Source organism: Amycolatopsis keratiniphila (assembly GCF_000400635.2).
Classification (GTDB): Bacteria; Actinomycetota; Actinomycetes; order Mycobacteriales; family Pseudonocardiaceae; genus Amycolatopsis; species Amycolatopsis keratiniphila.
On sequence record NC_021252.1, the window covers coordinates 8,696,325 to 8,712,975 of the forward strand.

Annotated in this window: 14 protein-coding genes; 4 read left to right on the plus strand and 10 right to left on the minus strand. The window is 69.6% G+C overall.

The window, feature by feature from the left end; all coding sequences use genetic code 11:
- Positions 1-117: 117 nt before the first annotated feature.
- From AORI_RS80450 to AORI_RS80470, 5 genes are all read right to left on the minus strand, one after another.
- Positions 118-510 (minus strand): DUF2784 domain-containing protein, encoded by a 393-nt coding sequence (locus AORI_RS80450; protein WP_016338129.1) that lies wholly within the window; start codon positions 508-510, stop codon positions 118-120.
- Between the two features lie 290 nt (positions 511-800).
- Positions 801-1,364, minus strand: a complete 564-nt coding sequence (gene pyrE, locus AORI_RS80455; RefSeq protein ID WP_016338130.1) for an orotate phosphoribosyltransferase — start codon at positions 1,362-1,364, stop codon at positions 801-803.
- 46 nt (positions 1,365-1,410) lie between these two features.
- On the minus strand, positions 1,411-3,945 hold the full coding sequence (locus AORI_RS80460) for an ABC transporter permease (RefSeq protein ID WP_016338131.1): 2,535 nt from the start codon (positions 3,943-3,945) through the stop codon (positions 1,411-1,413).
- Positions 3,945-4,703 carry an ABC transporter ATP-binding protein gene (locus tag AORI_RS80465; protein WP_016338132.1) on the minus strand — a complete coding sequence of 253 codons (759 nt, stop codon included), beginning with the start codon at positions 4,701-4,703 and terminating at the stop codon, positions 3,945-3,947. The genes AORI_RS80460 and AORI_RS80465 overlap by 1 nt, the downstream gene beginning before the upstream one ends.
- A gap of 71 nt (positions 4,704-4,774) precedes the next feature.
- The gene (locus tag AORI_RS80470; protein WP_016338133.1) at positions 4,775-5,254 is read right to left on the minus strand and encodes a PepSY domain-containing protein; all 480 of its coding nucleotides are present in this window, start codon (positions 5,252-5,254) and stop codon (positions 4,775-4,777) included.
- A 60-nt stretch (positions 5,255-5,314) separates the two neighbouring features.
- Here AORI_RS80470 and AORI_RS80475 point away from each other — a divergent pair, with 60 nt between their 5' ends.
- Complete coding sequence (locus AORI_RS80475) at positions 5,315-5,995, plus strand: MgtC/SapB family protein (RefSeq protein WP_016338134.1); 681 nt, start codon at positions 5,315-5,317, stop codon at positions 5,993-5,995.
- Here AORI_RS80475 and AORI_RS80480 read toward each other — a convergent pair.
- Positions 5,992-6,759: an SDR family NAD(P)-dependent oxidoreductase gene (locus AORI_RS80480; protein ID WP_016338135.1), complete on the minus strand. Its 768-nt coding sequence runs from the start codon at positions 6,757-6,759 to the stop codon at positions 5,992-5,994. The genes AORI_RS80475 and AORI_RS80480 overlap by 4 nt on opposite strands.
- 121 nt (positions 6,760-6,880) lie before the next feature.
- Between AORI_RS80480 and AORI_RS80485 the strand changes: the two genes are divergently transcribed.
- Positions 6,881-8,014 (plus strand): hypothetical protein, encoded by a 1,134-nt coding sequence (locus AORI_RS80485; protein WP_016338136.1) that lies wholly within the window; start codon positions 6,881-6,883, stop codon positions 8,012-8,014.
- Positions 8,015-8,188: 174 nt separating this feature from the next.
- On the opposite strand, the gene AORI_RS80490 is transcribed toward AORI_RS80485, so the two are convergent.
- The 4 genes from AORI_RS80490 to AORI_RS80505 form a co-directional block, all read right to left on the minus strand.
- Positions 8,189-8,899: a type III secretion system chaperone family protein gene (locus AORI_RS80490; protein WP_016338137.1), complete on the minus strand. Its 711-nt coding sequence runs from the start codon at positions 8,897-8,899 to the stop codon at positions 8,189-8,191.
- Positions 8,900-9,181: 282 nt separating this feature from the next.
- Entirely contained in the window at positions 9,182-11,779 is a 2,598-nt protein-coding gene (gene clpB, locus AORI_RS80495; RefSeq protein ID WP_016338138.1) for an ATP-dependent chaperone ClpB, read from the minus strand.
- An 87-nt stretch (positions 11,780-11,866) separates the two neighbouring features.
- On the minus strand, positions 11,867-13,051 hold the full coding sequence (locus AORI_RS80500; RefSeq protein ID WP_016338139.1) for an MFS transporter: 1,185 nt from the start codon (positions 13,049-13,051) through the stop codon (positions 11,867-11,869).
- Positions 13,052-13,126: 75 nt separating this feature from the next.
- The gene (locus tag AORI_RS80505) at positions 13,127-13,591 is read right to left on the minus strand and encodes a MarR family winged helix-turn-helix transcriptional regulator (protein WP_016338140.1); all 465 of its coding nucleotides are present in this window, start codon (positions 13,589-13,591) and stop codon (positions 13,127-13,129) included.
- A 271-nt stretch (positions 13,592-13,862) separates the two neighbouring features.
- Here AORI_RS80505 and AORI_RS80510 point away from each other — a divergent pair, with 271 nt between their 5' ends.
- Positions 13,863-15,068 carry a globin domain-containing protein gene (locus tag AORI_RS80510; protein ID WP_016338141.1) on the plus strand — a complete coding sequence of 402 codons (1,206 nt, stop codon included), beginning with the start codon at positions 13,863-13,865 and terminating at the stop codon, positions 15,066-15,068.
- Between the two features lie 342 nt (positions 15,069-15,410).
- Positions 15,411-16,619, plus strand: a complete 1,209-nt coding sequence (locus tag AORI_RS80515; RefSeq protein WP_016338142.1) for a globin domain-containing protein — start codon at positions 15,411-15,413, stop codon at positions 16,617-16,619.
- Positions 16,620-16,651 lie beyond the last annotated feature (32 nt).

Genomic DNA, 16,651 nt, shown 5'->3' on the forward strand with positions numbered 1-16,651 from the left:
TTCCGCTGGGTGCGCGGCCGCGAGGTCCTCGTACCGGGTCGTACTCGGGCCTCGCGGCCGTGCGCCCAGCGGGAAGCTGGGCCGTCGAGACCCTCGGAGGACTTCCGATGGTGACCACTAACCCATGCTGACGCGGTGCGCCGGTGCGTCCCCGTCGTGGTGGCGGTGACGCCAGCGCTGGTACGCGCCGATGTAGGAGATGATCACCGTCGCCATCGCGATCACGACGACCACCGGCAGTGACGAACGCGGGAACACGGTGTCGTAGAGGTAGTAGGCGTTGAAGCCGCCGGGCAGGTCGCCGAGGCCCTGCTGGTGCCGGAAGTAGTTCTCGGCCGCGGTCAGCGGGCAGGGCCACGGGAAGACGTTGACGAGGACACCCCATGCGGCGAAGAACACATGCACGAAGATCACCTTCGGCCACCGCCACGCCAGGAAACCGCCGAATCCGATGAACAACAGCGCGAAAATGTGCACCGCGACTGTCACGTTCGCCAGGAAACCCGCCACCTCAAGCCCCCTTTCACACCCCTACCAGCGACGTTACCCCTCTCGTATTGAGAAACGCTCACGAAAAACGGGGCATCCTCCGTTCGCACAGAGGATGCCCCGTTCGGGAGGCTTTACTCACGACAGTGGGCGGAGCTGAAAGACGTGCCCGAAAAGCGACCGAACACGTGAACCCGCCCGGCCGAAGGCCCCGCTATCGCGGTGGCAGGGCGCCCGCCCCGCCGTCGAGGTGAAAGACCGGACAGCGCCCTGCCGACGTCGATCGCGGACGCGGGTTCACCACCAGGTAATCAGGACAGACCGAGATCGTCCTTGTTCAGAATGTAACGGTATTCGAGGCCTTCCTTCTCGATGGCCTCGCGCGCTCCGGTGTCCCGGTCGACGACCGTCGCGACGCCGACGACGTTCGCTCCGGCCTCGCGCAGCGCCTCGACGGCGGTGAGGACGCTGCCGCCGGTGGTCGAAGTGTCCTCGACGGCCAGCACCCGCTGCCCCAGCACCTCGACGCCTTCGATCCGGCGCTGCATGCCGTGTTCCTTGACGGCCTTGCGGACGACGAACGCGTCGAGCACGACACCGTCGGTCGCCGCGGAGTGCAGCATCGCCAGCGCCACCGGGTCCGCGCCGAGGGTCAGGCCGCCGGCGGCGACGTAGTCCCAGTCGTGCGTGAGCTGCCGAAGCAGCTTCCCGATGAGCGGCGCGGCCGCGTGATGCAGCGTCGCCCGCCGGAGGTCGATGTAGTAGTCGGCTTCCTTGCCGGAGGACAAGGTCACCTTGCCGTGTACGACGGCGAGTTCGCCGACCAGTCTCGCCAGTTCGAGTTTCGCCGCTTGATCAACACCGGGGTACGCCACGGCCGAGAGTCTTACACACGGCCCGCCGGGGCCTTCGACGGTAGCTCTAGTCATTGCCGGACGTCGCCGCGTCGACCGCCTGGCCGCGAGTCGCCGCCCAGGCCGGGACCAGGGTCGCCGCCAGCGCGAGCGCCGCGGCGAGCCCGATGATGGTCAGGTAGATCAGCGGCGAGCCCATCGGCAGCAGCGAATCGGCCGCCACCAGGCAGAACGGGACGATCGCGCCCGCCGACACGACGGTGCCGAGCACGATCCCGACCAGCGCGACGAGCCCGCCTTCGAAGCCGGCCATCCGCAGCACCTGTGCCCTCGTCGAGCCGGTGAGCCGCTGGAGGCCGAACTCGCGGCGCCGCCGCACGGTCGCCATCACGAGCGTGTTGGCGACCGAAATCACCGTGTAGGCGATGATCATCCCGACCAGCAGGTAGTTCACCCACGCGCCGACGGCCTGATCCTTGTCGTGCGCCGCGACGAGCGCCGCCCGGTCGCCGACGGTCACCGGAAGCCCGGCCGTCGCCTCGCGGAGCCGCTCGGTGAGCACCGCCGGATCGACGTCCGGGGCGGCGCGGACCAGCAGCTGCGGGGCGAGTCCCGCGGTGGTGTGCGGGGCCAGGAGGTCGGCCGGGAGCAGCAGGCTTTCGAAGCCGGGGCGCTGGCCGGTCACCGCGACGACCTTGACGTCGACGGGGGCGCCGTCGCCGAGCCGCAGGCTGAGCGTGTCGCCGATGCCGCGGCCGAAGTCCTTCGCGAAGACCTCGGGGAGCGCGACGGTCCGGCCGGTCAGGGCCGTCAGGTCGCCCTGGGTCACCTTGGTGTCGGTGGTGGCGGCCGCGCCGGAAGCGGTGAGGCCGATCGCCGGGCGCCCCTCGTCGGAAGAGTCGTACGGCTTCTCGAGGAACACGCTGCTGGTGACGTACTCGGACGCACCGGCGACGCCGGGCACGCCCTGGATGCGCTGGACGAGGTCCGGCGAGAGCCCGCCCGCAGCGGAGCCGATCACGGCGTCCGCCCGGACGTCTTCGGTGAAGGCCTGGTTCGCCAGCTCCTGCTGGGTGGTCTGCAGGTAGATGTTCGCGGTCGCGATGCCGACGGCGAGCATGATCGGGGTGACCGCGCCCGCCGCCCGGACGATCCCGGCGCGGGTGTTGAGCACGGCGAGCCGGGCGTCGATGCCGCCGAGCAGCCGCATCGGCCACTGCAGGATCGCCGTCATCACCTTGGCGACGCCGGGCGTGATCATCGCGACGCCGATCGCCCACAGGATCACCGCGGGGCCGGCGGTGCTGGCCGCGATCGGTCCGGTCATCACCGCGACGGTCACGATGGCCAGCGCGGTGCCGCCACCGAAGGAGAGTGCGGCGACGATGAAACGCGTCGGGGTCAGCCAGCGGCGGGTGACCGCGGCTTCGGCGAGCGCCTCGGTCGGCCGGATCTTCCCGGCGCGGCGGCCCGCGACGAAGGCGGCGATGAACACCGCGAGCATCGCGGCCCCCGCGCCGACGACGGCGGGCAGCCAGCCCTGGTAGAACCGCAGCACCGAGGGCACCACACCGTTCTCGACCAGCTGCCCGAACAGCCATTCACCGAGGATCGGTCCCAGAACCGCGGCGAGCGCGGTGGCGAGCAGGCCGACGGCCAGCGCTTCGCCGAGCACCATGCGCCGCAGCTGACGCGGGGTCGTGCCGATCGCCCGCATCAGCGCGAGTTCACGCGAACGCTGCTGGGTGGACAGGCTCAGCGTGCCGGCGACGACGAACATCGCGACCATCACCGAAAGCCCACCGGACACCGCTGCGATGACGATCAGGTTGGTCCCGCTCGTATCGGCCTCGGGGAACTCCGCGACACCACGGTCGATACCGGTCAGCACGTTCGCCCCGGTCGCGGCCTCGGCGACCTTCGCCTGCACCGCGTCGATGTCGGCGCCGGGATCGGTGAAGACACCGATGACGTCGGCCTTGCCGGGGTGCCCGGAGAGCCGGGCGGCGTCAGCGGCGGAGAAGAACACGGCGGCCTGCGTGATCGAACGCGGCGCACCGGCCACTCCGGCCACGCGGAACGATTCGGTCTTGCCGCGCGCGGCGACCTGCACGATGTCACCGGGCTTCGCACCCGATGAGGACTCGACGACGACCTCGCCCGCGACCGGCGCGGCACCCGCGACCAGCGCGTACGGGGTCAGGACGGCGGAGTCCCAAGCGTGCCCGAGCGCGGGCTTCCCGCCCGCCGCGAGCGGGAAGCTCACTTCGCCGACGACGTCCGAGACGCCGGGGACGGACCGCAGCCGGGACACCAGTCCGCTGTCGAGCCGGACACGCTCGGGAAGCCGCGCGTCCTCGAACTTGCGCTTGTCGTCCGGCTCCAGGGTTTCCGGATCTTTCTTGGGCAGGTCGAAGGTCTGGCCGCCGGTGACGAGGATCGGGGCGGCCGCGAGCCGCTGCGGTTCCGCGTTGCTGCGGATCCCCGTCTCCATCAGGCCACCGCAGGAGGCGACGATCAGCGCGCCGAAGAAGACGGCGATGAAGGTGCCGATGAAACCGCCCTTGCGCAGGCGCAAGGTCCGGAAGGCGAGTCGCAGCATCACGCACCCGCCCTGGCCGGGCTGCCCCAGGCACCCAGGTGGGTCATGCGTTCGGCGACGACGTCCGCGGTCGGCGCGTGCAGTTCGTCCGCGATCCGGCCGTCGGCGAGGAAGATGACACGGTCCGCGTAGGAGGCGGCCATCGGGTCGTGGGTCACCATGATCACCGTCTGGCCGGTCGTGCGGACCGAGGCGCGCAGCAGGTCGAGGACCTCGGCCGCGGTGCGGGTGTCGAGCGCGCCGGTCGGCTCGTCGGCGAAGACCACCGCGGGCCGGGTGACCAGCGCCCGCGCGATCGCCACGCGCTGGGCCTGCCCGCCGGACAGTTCACCGGGAAGATGCTTGCGGCGGCCGGAAAGCCCGACGCGGGCCAGCATCTCCTCGACGACGCGACGATCCGGCCTGGCACCGGCGAGTTGCTGCGGGAGCGTGACGTTCTGCTCGACGGTCAGCGCCGGAAGCAGGTTGAAGGCCTGGAAGATGAAGCCCACCCGGTCGCGGCGCAGCTTCGTCAGCTTCGTCTCGCTCATCCCGGCCAGCTCCTGCCCGTCGAGTACGACGGATCCCGACGTCGGCCGGTCCAGCCCGGCCGCGCAGTGCAGGAAGGTGCTCTTGCCCGAGCCCGAAGGGCCCATCACGGCGGTGAAGCCGCCGCGCGGGAACGCGAGCGTCACCCCGTCCAGCGCGACGACGCCCTTGCCGTATTCCTTGCGGACGCCGTCGAGCCGGACCGCGTCTCCGTTCCACCCAGGGTTCATGGTGAAAACCCTAGGAATCCCAGGTCGGAAGCACCCTGGGGCGAGCGTGCGTCTCCTTGGTAGGGCGGGCCCTACCTGACCGCGCCGGTCTTGGCGTCCACGTCGAGGTCGTGCTGAGTCCCCTTGCCGTCGCGCAACCCGACCTGCCAGACGAGGGCTCCGTCGGTGGCGCGGTCGATCTCCATCTCGTCGAGCTCACCCGGCTGCCGTTGCTGCGCGGTCTGCAACGCCTTCACCGCGTCGACGTCCGCCTGCGCGATCTTCGCCAGGTCGTCGCTCGGCTTCGCGGTCTGCTGGTCGCCGAGAACCTGACCGCCGTCACGGCTCACGCGGATCTTGTGTTCCTGCCCGGCGGAAGCGACCTTGATCTCCCAGCCGTCGTTCGCGGGCTCCACGTCGAACACCCGCCCGCCGGGCACGGCGGCCGCCGCGGCCTGGATCGCTTTCACCGGCTGCGCTTCCGGCCCCGGAGCCGCGGGCCCCGGCGGTGGCTCGGTGGAGCAGGCGGCCAGCGTCAGCGCGGCCGCGATGACGAGAAGTGATGACTTCATGATCCACGCGTACCCGCCCGGCGCGAGCTCGAACCCTCACCGGGCCGATGGCACTGTGGGGTGATGGTCTCGAACGGACAGGGCTGGCTCCAGATCGGCGAGCTGACGACGGCATTCGCGCTTTCGGCGGCGATCGGGCTGGAGCGGCAGATCAGGGGCAAGAGCGCCGGGCTGCGGACCCAGACCATCGTGGGCACGGCGTCCGCGCTGATCCTTTTGGTCAGTAAGTACGGTTTCGGCGACATTCTCGCGACCGGGCAGGTCGTCCTCGACCCCTCGCGAATCGCGGCGCAGATCGTCTCCGGTGTCGGATTCCTCGGCGCCGGGCTGATCATCACCAGGCAGGGCGCGATCCGGGGACTCACCACGGCCGCCGCGGTCTGGGAGACCGCGGCCATCGGCATGGCGGCGGGTGCCGGGTTGCTGCTGCTGGCGGTCGTCGTGACGGCCATGCATTTCGTGGTGGTACTCGGTTTCACGTGGCTGACCAAGCATCTACCGGGCGGCACGGGCACGACCAGGCTGCGCGTGAGCTACGCGGACGGGAAGGGTGTCCTGCGCGATCTGCTGGCGCTCTGCACGAGCCATCGATGGTCGATCACGTCCTTGCGGATCACCGACGACCGCGACGGCGAAGTGACGGTCTCACTCGACCTCACCGGCCCCGATCACGCCGCCGCGCCGACCGTGCTCGCCGCGACCGAAGGCGTGCGGTCCATCGAAACCGCCGACGACGACTAGGTTCGGCCTTTGCCGCCGAAGCCGCCGCCGAGTTTGCGCAGCACCGCCCTCGGCAACAATCCGCCGACCGCGACGAGTGCCTTGTACTGCAGGCTCGGCACCGAGATCACCTTGCCGCGGCGCAGATCCGCGAGCGCCTCGTCCACGACCTGGTCGACGCCGAGCCAGAACGCCTTCGGCCCGGGCTTCTCCAGCCCCGCCCGTTCGTGGAACTCCGTGGTGGTGAACCCGGGGCACAACGCCATCATGCGGATGTTCTTCGGCAGCGAGGCGGCGATGCCCTCGGTGAACGAGGTGACCCAGTTCTTGCTGGCGGTGTACGTCGAGCCGCGGCCGCTGAAGAAGCCGGCGACCGAGCTGACGTTGATGATCGCGCCCTCGCCGCGCTCGATCATGCCCGGCAGCGCGGCGCGGGTCAGGCGCAGGACGGCCGTGACGTTGACGTCGAGCTGACGTTGCAGCGCGTCCGGCGGGATGGTCCAGAAATCGCCGTTGAGGCCGAAGCCCGCGTTGTTCACCAGCAGGTCGACCGGCTCGGCTTCCAGCCGGGCCTCGACCAGTGCCCGTCCGTCCACTTCGGACAGATCGGCGGGCAGGACGACCACGTCGACGCCGTGTGCCTCGACCAGTTCCGCCGCGAAACCCTCCAGCCGGTCGACGTCGCGGGCGACGAGCACGAGGTCGTATCCCTCGGCGGCGAGCCGGCGCGCGAACTGCGCGCCGATGCCGGCGGTGGCACCGGTGATCAGGGCGGTCTGTGTCATGCCGCCGAACCTACTCCTCGGTCGGATTCCGGGAAGACGCTCGGCTGAGCCGGGTGTGGGGGTCACCCACCGTGGGGATTTGACGTGCAACCGCGCTGGTCGGGAAGTATCGTCCGGCCCCATGGGGAAGCACAGCAGGCGAAAGCCGAGCTACCTGCCCAAAGTCGCGGTCGGCGCGGCGCCGCTGGCGTTGTTCCTCGCCGGCCCGGCCACCGCGATCGCCACCCAGACCGACCCGTCGATCCCGCTGCCCCTCGACCACCAGCGCGAAGGCAGCCTCGACCGCGGAGCCGGCTTCACCACCGAAGGCGACACGTCCGTCTTTCGCGGCTTCTTGACCAACACCGAACGGAACGTCTTCGGCAAGGACCTCGGCGACGCGAAGGTCGTCGCGGACGTTCGCCGCTCGGTGAGCGAGACCGTCGAGACCCGCGAGAGTGTCACCGCCCGCCCGGACAAGGTCGGCGCGCTCGGTGCGGCGAAAACCACCGAGACCCTCAAACAAGGCCAGCGCGAAGCCGTGAAGGTCGACCGCTACGGCAGTGTCGTCGCCGGGAACGAGACCGAACTCGAGCGGACCGGCTCCCGGCTGACCGAGGTCTCGCTCGACCCGCATACCGGCGTCCCCACCTTCGTCTCCCAGGACGGTCGCGGTGTCCGCGCGGCCGAGGGGACCTACCACGCCGTCCGCCCGCTTCCCGGGGTCGGCGTGATCAACGAGACGGACCAGCGAGCAGGCGGCACCCTCGATCGCGCCGTCCGGCTCGACGGCGGGTTCTCCGGCGACCTCGGTGGCGTGCTGGAGGCCGGGCGGTCGTCCGGGCACGCGGTCGACGTCGGCGACCTCGCGGCCGTCGGGACGACGTCGGCGCAGCACGGCAACGGCCGGTTCAAGGGCGTTCTTCCGCTGGACGTCGGCTCGGGCACCGCCTTCGGCCAAGAGCACGCCCTCGGTGGCAACATCGGTCCGGGGACCGGACTGGTGACCACCGGACAGGGCGTGGATCTGGCGCAGCACCGCGGCGGGCTCGCGGGCTCCGGTTCGCACACGATCAGCGGCGACCTCGGCATCGGCGAGGTCGCGTCCGTGCGCGGCGCCACGACGTCATCCGTGCGCGGGGTCCTGCCCAGCACCGATCCGGCGCAGGCGGGGCAGGTGACGCAGTCCGGGACACTCGACCTGACCCTGCTCGGTCAGCCGGCGCACACCGGCTACACCGCCGGGGCGCTCCCGCTGGAGCTCAAGCAGTCCTAAGCCCGGGCAGACGCGCACCGTCGCTGTTGAGGGGTGGGCAACGGCTACTTTCCCGACTTCCAGAGTTGCCGAAGGCTCCTTTCGTCGCATCAGACGCGGTGAAGGGAGCCTTCAGCCCACCACCGGCACCGCACGCGAACGCCACCCTCGACGGTCAAGCCGCGCCTGACAGTCCTAAGCCTGGGGCTCGATGTCGTCCGGGGCCTCGGCCTGCCAGTGGCGGCCCGGGGTCGACGCGTTGTCGTACTCCTCGTCGAACGGGTCCACGATGTCGGCGATCTCGCCGAGGTCGCGCAGCAGCCGCTCGAGCCGCGACGGCCCGGCGTTCGGGGCGACGCTCGCGAGCACCCACTCGTTCTCCAGCCACGCCACGCCGACGTCGCCGCCGAGCGAGTCCGCCGCGTCGACGAGTTCCTGCGTGATCACCTTGCGGGCACCCTCGGAGTCGTCCGCGAAGGCGTAGCGCTGACCGATGGGGCCGAGCATCTCGGGCATGTCCTGGCGCTGGAACGGCACGCTGGACAGCCACATCTCCAGCGGCGTCTCGTGCACGCGGTTGCAGCGCACGGCGACCACGACCGCCGGGATCTGGCCCTCGGTCTCGATGTCGAAGATGAAGACGGGGCGCCGCCCGTCGGAGGTGAAGGTGGACCCGGCCACGACGTTGACCGCCAGCTGCGCGCCGAAGTAGCCGATCGCGCCGTTGGACCACTGCCGCGGCAACCGCTCGTCCTCTTCGACGAACTGCCAGCCGCGCAGCTCGGCCCAGCGCATGCGCTCGCGATTGCGCGAGCCCTCCTTCGCCCGGTCGGCCGCGAGCAGCGCCAGCCCCGCCACCAAGGCGACGGCGGCGATGACGAACCAGATCCACGCCGGAATACCCACGACGGTCAGGGTATCCCCCTGCCCTCACCGGATGTGATCGCCGGGCGCCGTGTCGCGCACACCTTTCGGTGCTGGGCCCGGGAAAGACCACGAAAGACGCCGGGAAAGGTCGACAAATCGCTGTGTCGCCAATGCCATGAAAGGTCCTTTCCTTGCGAAATTTGCAAGGAAAGGACCTTTCATGGCGGTTCCGCGTGACTGGATGGACGACTCGCGTGATCCAACGGACGACACGCGTGAGTGGCGAGGACGGCTCTAACCGTCCTCGCCACTCACGAGGCCTCAGTCCACCCGCGTGACCGTCAGGGCTTCCGACGCCTCCTGGGCCGGGATGTCCACCCGGACCGTGTCGCCGTCCCGGATCTCACCGGCCAGCAGCTGCTTCGCCAGCTTGTCGCCGATCGCCGACTGCACGAGCCGCCGCAGCGGCCGCGCGCCGTAGATCGGGTCGAAGCCGTTCAGCGCGAGCCACTCGCGTGCCCCGTCGGTGACCTCCAGCGTCAGGCGGCGCCGCGAAAGCCGCGTGGCGAGCCGCTCGATCTGGATGTCCACAATGGACGTCAGCTCGTCGGTGCCCAGCGCGTGGAAGACCACGATGTCGTCCAACCGGTTCAGGAACTCCGGTTTGAACTGCCGCTGCACCACCGACATCACCGCGTCGTTGCGCTGACGCTCGTCGAGCGCCGGGTCGGCGATGGCCTGCGAGCCGAGGTTCGACGTCAGCACCAGGATCGTGTTGCGGAAGTCGACCGTGCGGCCCTGGCCGTCGGTGAGCCGTCCGTCGTCGAGCACCTGGAGAAGCACGTCGAACACGTCCGGGTGCGCCTTCTCGACCTCGTCGAGCAGCACCACCGAATACGGCCGCCTGCGCACCGACTCGGTCAGCTGCCCGCCCTGGTCGTAGCCGACGTAGCCCGGAGGCGCCCCGACCAGGCGCGCCACCGAGTGCTTCTCGGCGTACTCGCTCATGTCGATCCGCAGCATCGCGCGCTCGTCGTCGAACAGGAACTCGGCCAGCGCCTTCGCCAGCTCGGTCTTGCCGACACCGGTCGGGCCGAGGAACAGGAACGAACCGGTCGGCCGGTCGGGGTCGGCGACGCCCGCCCGGGTGCGGCGCACCGCGTCCGAGACGACCTGCACGGCCTCCTTCTGCCCGACGACCCGCTTGCCGAGCTCCTCCTCCATCCGGAGCAGCTTGCCCGTCTCACCTTCCAGCAGCCGCCCGGCCGGGATACCGGTCCACGCGCTGACCACGTCGGCGACGTCGTCCGCGCTGACCTCCTCCTTGAGCATGACGTTCTGCTGGCTGACCTCGTTCGCCTCGGTCGCGGCCTGGAACTCCTTCTCCAGCGCGGGAATCCGGCCGTAGCGGAGTTCGGCGGCCTTGCCGAGGTCGCCGTCGCGTTCGGCGCGTTCGGACTCGCCGCGCAGCTGCTCCAGCTGCTCCTTGAGTTCGCGGACGCGCTCGATCGAGCCCTTCTCGTTCTGCCAGCGCGCGGTCAGCGCCGTCAGCGTTTCCCGCTTTTCGGCCAGTTCCGAGCGCAGCGCGGCGAGGCGCTCCTTGGACGCGGCATCGTCCTCTTTGGACAATGCCATCTCTTCGATCTCCATCCGCCGCACGGCGCGCTCGACCTCGTCGATCTCGACGGGCCGCGAGTCGATCTCCATGCGGAGCTTCGAGGCGGCCTCGTCGACCAGGTCGATCGCCTTGTCCGGCAGGAACCGGGCGGTGATGTAGCGGTCGGACAGCGTCGCGGCGGCGACCAGCGCGGCGTCGGTGATGCGCACACCGTGGTGCACCTCGTACCGTTCCTTGAGCCCGCGCAGGATGGCGATGGTGTCCTCGGGGGACGGTTCGCCGACCAGCACCTGCTGGAAGCGCCGCTCCAGCGCGGCGTCCTTCTCGATGTGCTCGCGGTACTCGTCGAGCGTGGTCGCGCCGACCATCCGCAGCTCGCCGCGGGCGAGCATCGGCTTGATCATGTTGCCCGCGTCCATCGCGCCCTCACCGGTCGCGCCGGCGCCGACGATGGTGTGCAGCTCGTCGATGAAGGTGACGACCTCGCCCGCGGAGTCGGTGATCTCCTTGAGCACGGCCTTCAGCCGCTCTTCGAACTCGCCGCGGAACTTGGCGCCCGCGACCATCGAGCCGAGGTCCAGCGCCACCACGCGCTTGCCGCGCAGCGACTCCGGCACGTCACCGGCGACGATGCGCTGGGCGAGCCCTTCGACGATGGCCGTCTTGCCGACGCCCGGCTCGCCGATCAGCACCGGGTTGTTCTTGGTGCGGCGCGAGAGCACCTGCACCACGCGGCGGATCTCGGTGTCGCGGCCGATCACCGGGTCCAGCTCGCCGGCGCGGGCGCGCTCGGTCAGGTCGACGCCGTACTTCTCCAGCGCTTTGAACGTGCTTTCGGGATCCGCGCTGGTGATCCGCGCGGAGCCGCGCACCTTGGCGAACGCGTCGCGCAGCGCGTCCGGGGTGGCGCCGTGCCGCTTGAGCAGCTCGGCCACCGGCCCGCCTTCGGTGGCGAGGCCGACGAGGAGGTGCTCCGTCGAGACGTACTCGTCGCCGAGCTCGGTCGCGAGCTTCTGCGCGTGCGTCAGCGCCTTGACGGCGTTCGTGTCGAACTGCGGGCTCGACACGGTGGCGCCGGTCGCCGACGGCAACGCCGCGATCAGCGGCTCCAGCTCCTTGTGCACCTGCGCCGGATCGGCCCCGACCGCGGTCAGCAGCGGTGCGGTGAGCCCCTCACCCTGCGCCAGCAGGGCGCCGAGCAGGTGCGCGGCCGCCACGTGCGGGTTCCCCGCCATCGTGGCCGCCTGCGCCGCCGACGAGATCGCCTGCTGGGTCTTCGTGGTCGGGTTGAAAGCGTCCATCCCTCACCTCGTACTAGGTCCTGCTAAATACTGTCGACAGGTACAACGTCAGAAAAGTTGAGTCTGTTCCGCTCAACTTGAGAAAGTTCAGCGCCCGGTCGGCGAGACGGCCTCCGCGGGCAGGCGCGGACCCACCCGGCCGAGGCCGACGACGGCCGTGCAGGCGCACGCGGCCACGAGCACCCACGGGATCCAGACTGCCACGGAGAACAGCGCGACGACGGCCGGAGCGATCACCGCGGCGAGTGTGAACGCGTATTGGAAGGCCGCCAGATACCGGCCCCGAGCCTCCGGTGGCGCCGCCGCTTCGGCGAGCGCACCGGAGCGCGGACCGAAAGCGAGATCGCCCGCGGCCAGCACGAGGGTCGCGCCGAGCAGGTAAACCGGCTGGAACACCTTCGGCACGAACACCACCATCAGGCAAGCCAGGCACCACACCGCGAACAACGCCGAACCCACGCGCATCGCGGCGATCCGGGTCAGCTTCCTGGTCAGCCGCAGCCCGACGACTCCACCCAGACTGGTGACGACGGTGAGCAGCGCAATGATCGCACCGGGAAGCCATCGAGGCCCCTGCAACGCGTTGAAGATGTACACCGGCATCCCGATGAGAAAGAAGTCCATCGTGAGCGCGAAGAGGCCGCTGAACACGATGAGCGCCAGGTACGGGCGGTTCCGCCAGACCCGCGCGGACGCCGAGCACCGCGGCAGGTGCCGCGGGACCGGCGTGACGAGCGTCGAGAGGATGGCCGCGGCGATGACGAAGGTCGCGACGTCCAGCATCACGACGACGTAGAGGCCTTCGCGCCCGACCCACACGAGCAGCCCCGCCGCCGCGAGCCCGCCCAGCCCGAAGCCCGCGGAGCGGACCATCGCGGCTTCGGCGAACGGCCGGTCCTTCGGTCCTTCTCCGGCGACGTCGGCGATGAGCGAGAACTGCGAGCTGTAGAACAGCTGCTGCCCGGCCGCGAGCATGACGGACGCCCCGACGACCCCGGCGAATCCTTCGGCCAGCAGGAAAGCGCTCACGCCGGCGGCCTGCAGGACGTGGGAACAGATCATCACCGTCCTCGGGCCGATCAGGTCGACGAGCCGTCCGGCGAACGCCGGGACGAGCAGGCCCGCCAGTGCACCGAGAGTGACCGCGCTCCCCGCCTGAGCGAGGGGAAGACCCACCACACGGATGACGAAGACCAGCCCGAGCGGGAGGAAAAGGCCCGAGCCGAAGTTGTCGATTCCCAAGGCGACCAGCAATGCGACCCGGTTACGCACTGATACGACGCTACCGGCGTCACGGCGCTACGAAAGGTCCGTTCAGTCAAGACCGGCGGGTAGCAACGGCCCCGGTCAGACGTCGCAGGTCCGCACGGACAGGGCGGCGCGGACATCGGCGTTCATCTCCGCCAGGCGCGTGGTCAGTTCGAGCACCTTTTCGTCGTCCCAGTCACCGAGCGCGCGCTCCATGAACTCCAGATAGCCGGCCCGCCGACGGCCCAGCTCCGCGCGCCCGCGTTCGGAGATGCTGATGATCGACGCGCGGCCGTCTTCGGGGGCGGGACGGCGGTCGACCATGCCCGCCGCGGACAGCTGGGAGATTTGACGACTTACGACCGAAAGGTCCACAAAGCGTCGTTTGGCCAATTCGGACGGTCGCGCCTCACCGTGCTTCGCCAGATCCGACAGCAGCATCGCGGCCGCCGGATGCAGCCCGGGGTCGTCCTGCCACGCCTGCATTATCCAGGCGTGCTGCAACTGGGAGGCGGCCTTCAGCTCACGCATCAGCTCGACCCTGGCGTCGTCCGCGGAGCTCATCGGTCCCTCCTGGCTACTTGTACAGTACAACTTTATTCGGCGACACTTGCGTAAGACAACTATTTACCTCGTGAGATCGCCCACTGCCGACCGGTTTCGAGTACACCCGTCCGGAGCAACGATGCGGGCAAAAGGTCTCTCGGCGGCTAGTCTCGCGAACGAGCCGGAATTCAGCCGACCGGCCCGACAGCCACTGACCGGAGAGGTGAATGATCCGTGAATTCTTCTCCAGTGGACCCTCGTTCGTGAACCTGGGGAACTGTCTTCCGGTATGCGCTTCCCGATCAGCGACTCCCAGCCCGTGACGGCCGACGCGGTCAGCCCGGTCCCGCGGTCTTCGGCGCCGCGTGAAGCCCCGCCCGCGGTCACCGCGATGGTGCGGCTCATCCGGGACACCTGGGCGAAGTCGGAACCCTTCATCCCGGAGATCTCCCAGTTCTTCTACGGGATGCTGTTCACCCTCGCGCCCGCCACCCGCGACTTCTTCCCGATCAACATGGAGGTCCAGCGCGGCAGGCTGGTCCGCGCGCTGGTCCACATCGTGCAGATGGTCGACCGGCCGGACGACCTCGTCCCGTTCCTGACCCAGCTCGGCCGCGACCACCGCAAGTTCGGCGTCATCCCGCGGCACTACGAGGCCGTCGGCACCGCGCTGCTCGCCTCGCTCAAGAACCACCTGGGTCCGGACTGGACACCCGAGGTCGAACGGGCCTGGGCGGAGGCCTTCACCATCGTCGCCCGCGCGATGCAGGAGGCCGCCGCGGCCGACGTCAACCCGGCGTCGTGGTCGGCGACCGTCCTCGAACACCGGCGGCTCACCTGGGATCTCGCCCTGGTCCGCGTCCAGCCCGAATTCCCGGTGCCGTACCAGCCCGGTCAGTACATGAGCGTCGAAGTACCGCAGCGGCCGAGGCTCTGGCGCTACCTTTCGCCGGCGAACGCGCCGCGCGAGGACGGCGGCATCGAGTTCCACGTGCGCGCGGTCGACGGCGGCTGGGTGTCGCGCGCCATCGTGAGCCACACGCAGCCCGGCGACGTCTGGCGGCTCGGGCCGCCGCTCGGCAGGCTTTCGGTCGACCGCACCGACGGCCGCGGTGTCCTGATGATCGCGGGCGGCACCGGTATCGCGCCGCTGCGCGCCATTCTGGACGACCTCGCGCAGTGGGGCGAGAACCCCAAGGTCCAGTTGTTCTACGGCGGACCGTCGCGTGAGGACCTTTACGACCTCGACGAGTTGCGTGCCCTCGCGGCCACGAACCCGTGGCTCACCGTGACCCCGGTGGTCGAGCGCGGTGAAGAAGCCCCCGGATGCGTCCAGGGCACGCTCGCGGAAGCCGTTACGCAGCAAGGATCCTGGCCGGGGCACCGGATCCTCGTCGCCGGTTCGCCCGCGATGATCCGGGCGACGGTGTCCCGGATGCTGGTCGCGGGCAGCGCGCTCGACCAGATCGCGTACGACCCCTTCACCATCGACTAGCGAATTCGATTCCACAATGGTGATCAGTCGCGGAGCGCATACCGTTACGTGACCCGGTAATCACGCAGAAAAACCCACCCGATCGGCGGATCACGCTTTCCCGCCGGCGTGGCGAAAACCACTGGTAAGCAAGGGAAAACAGCCCATGCTTGATCACCTTCACTGAGCGCCAGATGAGGTTGACGGCGCGTATATCGTTTGCTCCGATCGAGCGGGAAACAAACATTATCGGGTCCTTTCGCGACTTTCGGGCATACAGTCGGGAACCCTCGGGGGAACACGAGCACGATGACATCGGGTCTGGAGAATATGCCCGATCCAACTGGAGAAAATCGTTCACCCATGACTGCCGAAACAGTGAAATACGAGCATCCACCCGGTTCGTCCAGATCTTCACCGATCGCCGTCCCGCCTTTGATCGAGACGCCGACGGCGGACAAGTCCGTGCAGCTGGCCAAGCTCATCAGGACGAGTTTCGCCGCCGTCGAAACGAAGTCCGAGGAGTTGTCCCAATACTTCTACGGGGCGCTCTTCGCCGTTTCGCCCGACGCCAGGGCGCTGTTCCCGATCAACATGGCCACGCAGCGAAATCGTTTGCTGCGCGCCCTCGTCTACGTCGTGCAGATGGTGGACCGGCCCGACGAACTGGCCACGTTCCTCGGCCAGCTCGGCCGGGACCACCGGAAGTTCGACGTCCTCGGCCGCCATTACGACGCCGTCGGCGTCGCGCTGATCGCCGCGTTGAAGAGATTCTTGAAGGACGACTGGACTCCCGAGGTGGAGGACGCCTGGGTCACCGCGTACGGCGTCATTTCGAAGAGCATGCGCGAGGCGGCGGGCAAGGAGGTCGGGCCGGCGTGGTGGAAGGCGACCGTCATCGAACACCGCGTCGTGTCCCCCGACGTCGCCATCGTCAAGGTGCGCACCGATCAGCCGCTCCCGTACCGGGCCGGCGGCTACGTCAGCGTCGAGGTACCGCAGCGGCCGCGGATGTGGCGGTACTTCTCGCCCGCCACCGCTCCGCACGACGACGGGACGATGGAGTTCCACGTGCACGCCGTGCGCGGCGGCTGGGTCTCGCGCGCGATCGTCCACCACACCCGTTTCGGCGACGTCTGGCGCCTCGGCCCGTCGCTCGGCGCGCTTTCGGTGAATCACACGGAAAGCCGTCCACTGCTGATGATCGGCGGCGGCACCGGCGTCGCGCCGCTGCTCGCCCTGCTCGACGACATGTCGCGCTGGAAGAACAACCCGCCGGTGCACCTGTTCTTCGGCGGCCGCCGTCCGGAAGACCTCTACGCCCTCGACCAGCTCCGCGGGCTCGCCGTCACCTCCCCTTGGCTGACGGTGACACCGGTGACCGAGGAAGGCGCCATCCCCGGCGGCGACCGCGGCACGCTGGCCACGGCGGTCACCCAGCGCGGCGCCTGGAAGGAACGCGACGTGTACGTCGCCGGGTCGCCGTCGATGATCCGCGCGACCATCGCGAAACTGCTCGCCGCGGGCACGGACCTGGGGCGGATCAAGTACGACCCCTTCACCCTGGACTGAGCCGATGCTTCGTTCGTATTAGGCCGATCGGC

What these genes read in the sequence shown, in the direction of transcription:
- AORI_RS80460 (WP_016338131.1), bottom strand. Translation starts at nt 3,945, where the DNA reads ATGCTGCGACTCGCCTTCCGGACCTTGCGCCTGCGCAAGGGCGGTTTC.
- AORI_RS80465 (WP_016338132.1), bottom strand. Translation starts at nt 4,703, where the DNA reads ATGAACCCTGGGTGGAACGGAGACGCGGTCCGGCTCGACGGCGTCCGC.
- AORI_RS80470 (WP_016338133.1), bottom strand. Translation starts at nt 5,254, where the DNA reads ATGAAGTCATCACTTCTCGTCATCGCGGCCGCGCTGACGCTGGCCGCC.
- AORI_RS80480 (WP_016338135.1), bottom strand. Translation starts at nt 6,759, where the DNA reads ATGACACAGACCGCCCTGATCACCGGTGCCACCGCCGGCATCGGCGCG.
- AORI_RS80485 (WP_016338136.1), top strand. Translation starts at nt 6,881, where the DNA reads ATGGGGAAGCACAGCAGGCGAAAGCCGAGCTACCTGCCCAAAGTCGCG.
- clpB (WP_016338138.1), bottom strand. Translation starts at nt 11,779, where the DNA reads ATGGACGCTTTCAACCCGACCACGAAGACCCAGCAGGCGATCTCGTCG.
- AORI_RS80505 (WP_016338140.1), bottom strand. Translation starts at nt 13,591, where the DNA reads ATGAGCTCCGCGGACGACGCCAGGGTCGAGCTGATGCGTGAGCTGAAG.
- AORI_RS80510 (WP_016338141.1), top strand. Translation starts at nt 13,863, where the DNA reads ATGCGCTTCCCGATCAGCGACTCCCAGCCCGTGACGGCCGACGCGGTC.
- AORI_RS80515 (WP_016338142.1), top strand. Translation starts at nt 15,411, where the DNA reads ATGACTGCCGAAACAGTGAAATACGAGCATCCACCCGGTTCGTCCAGA.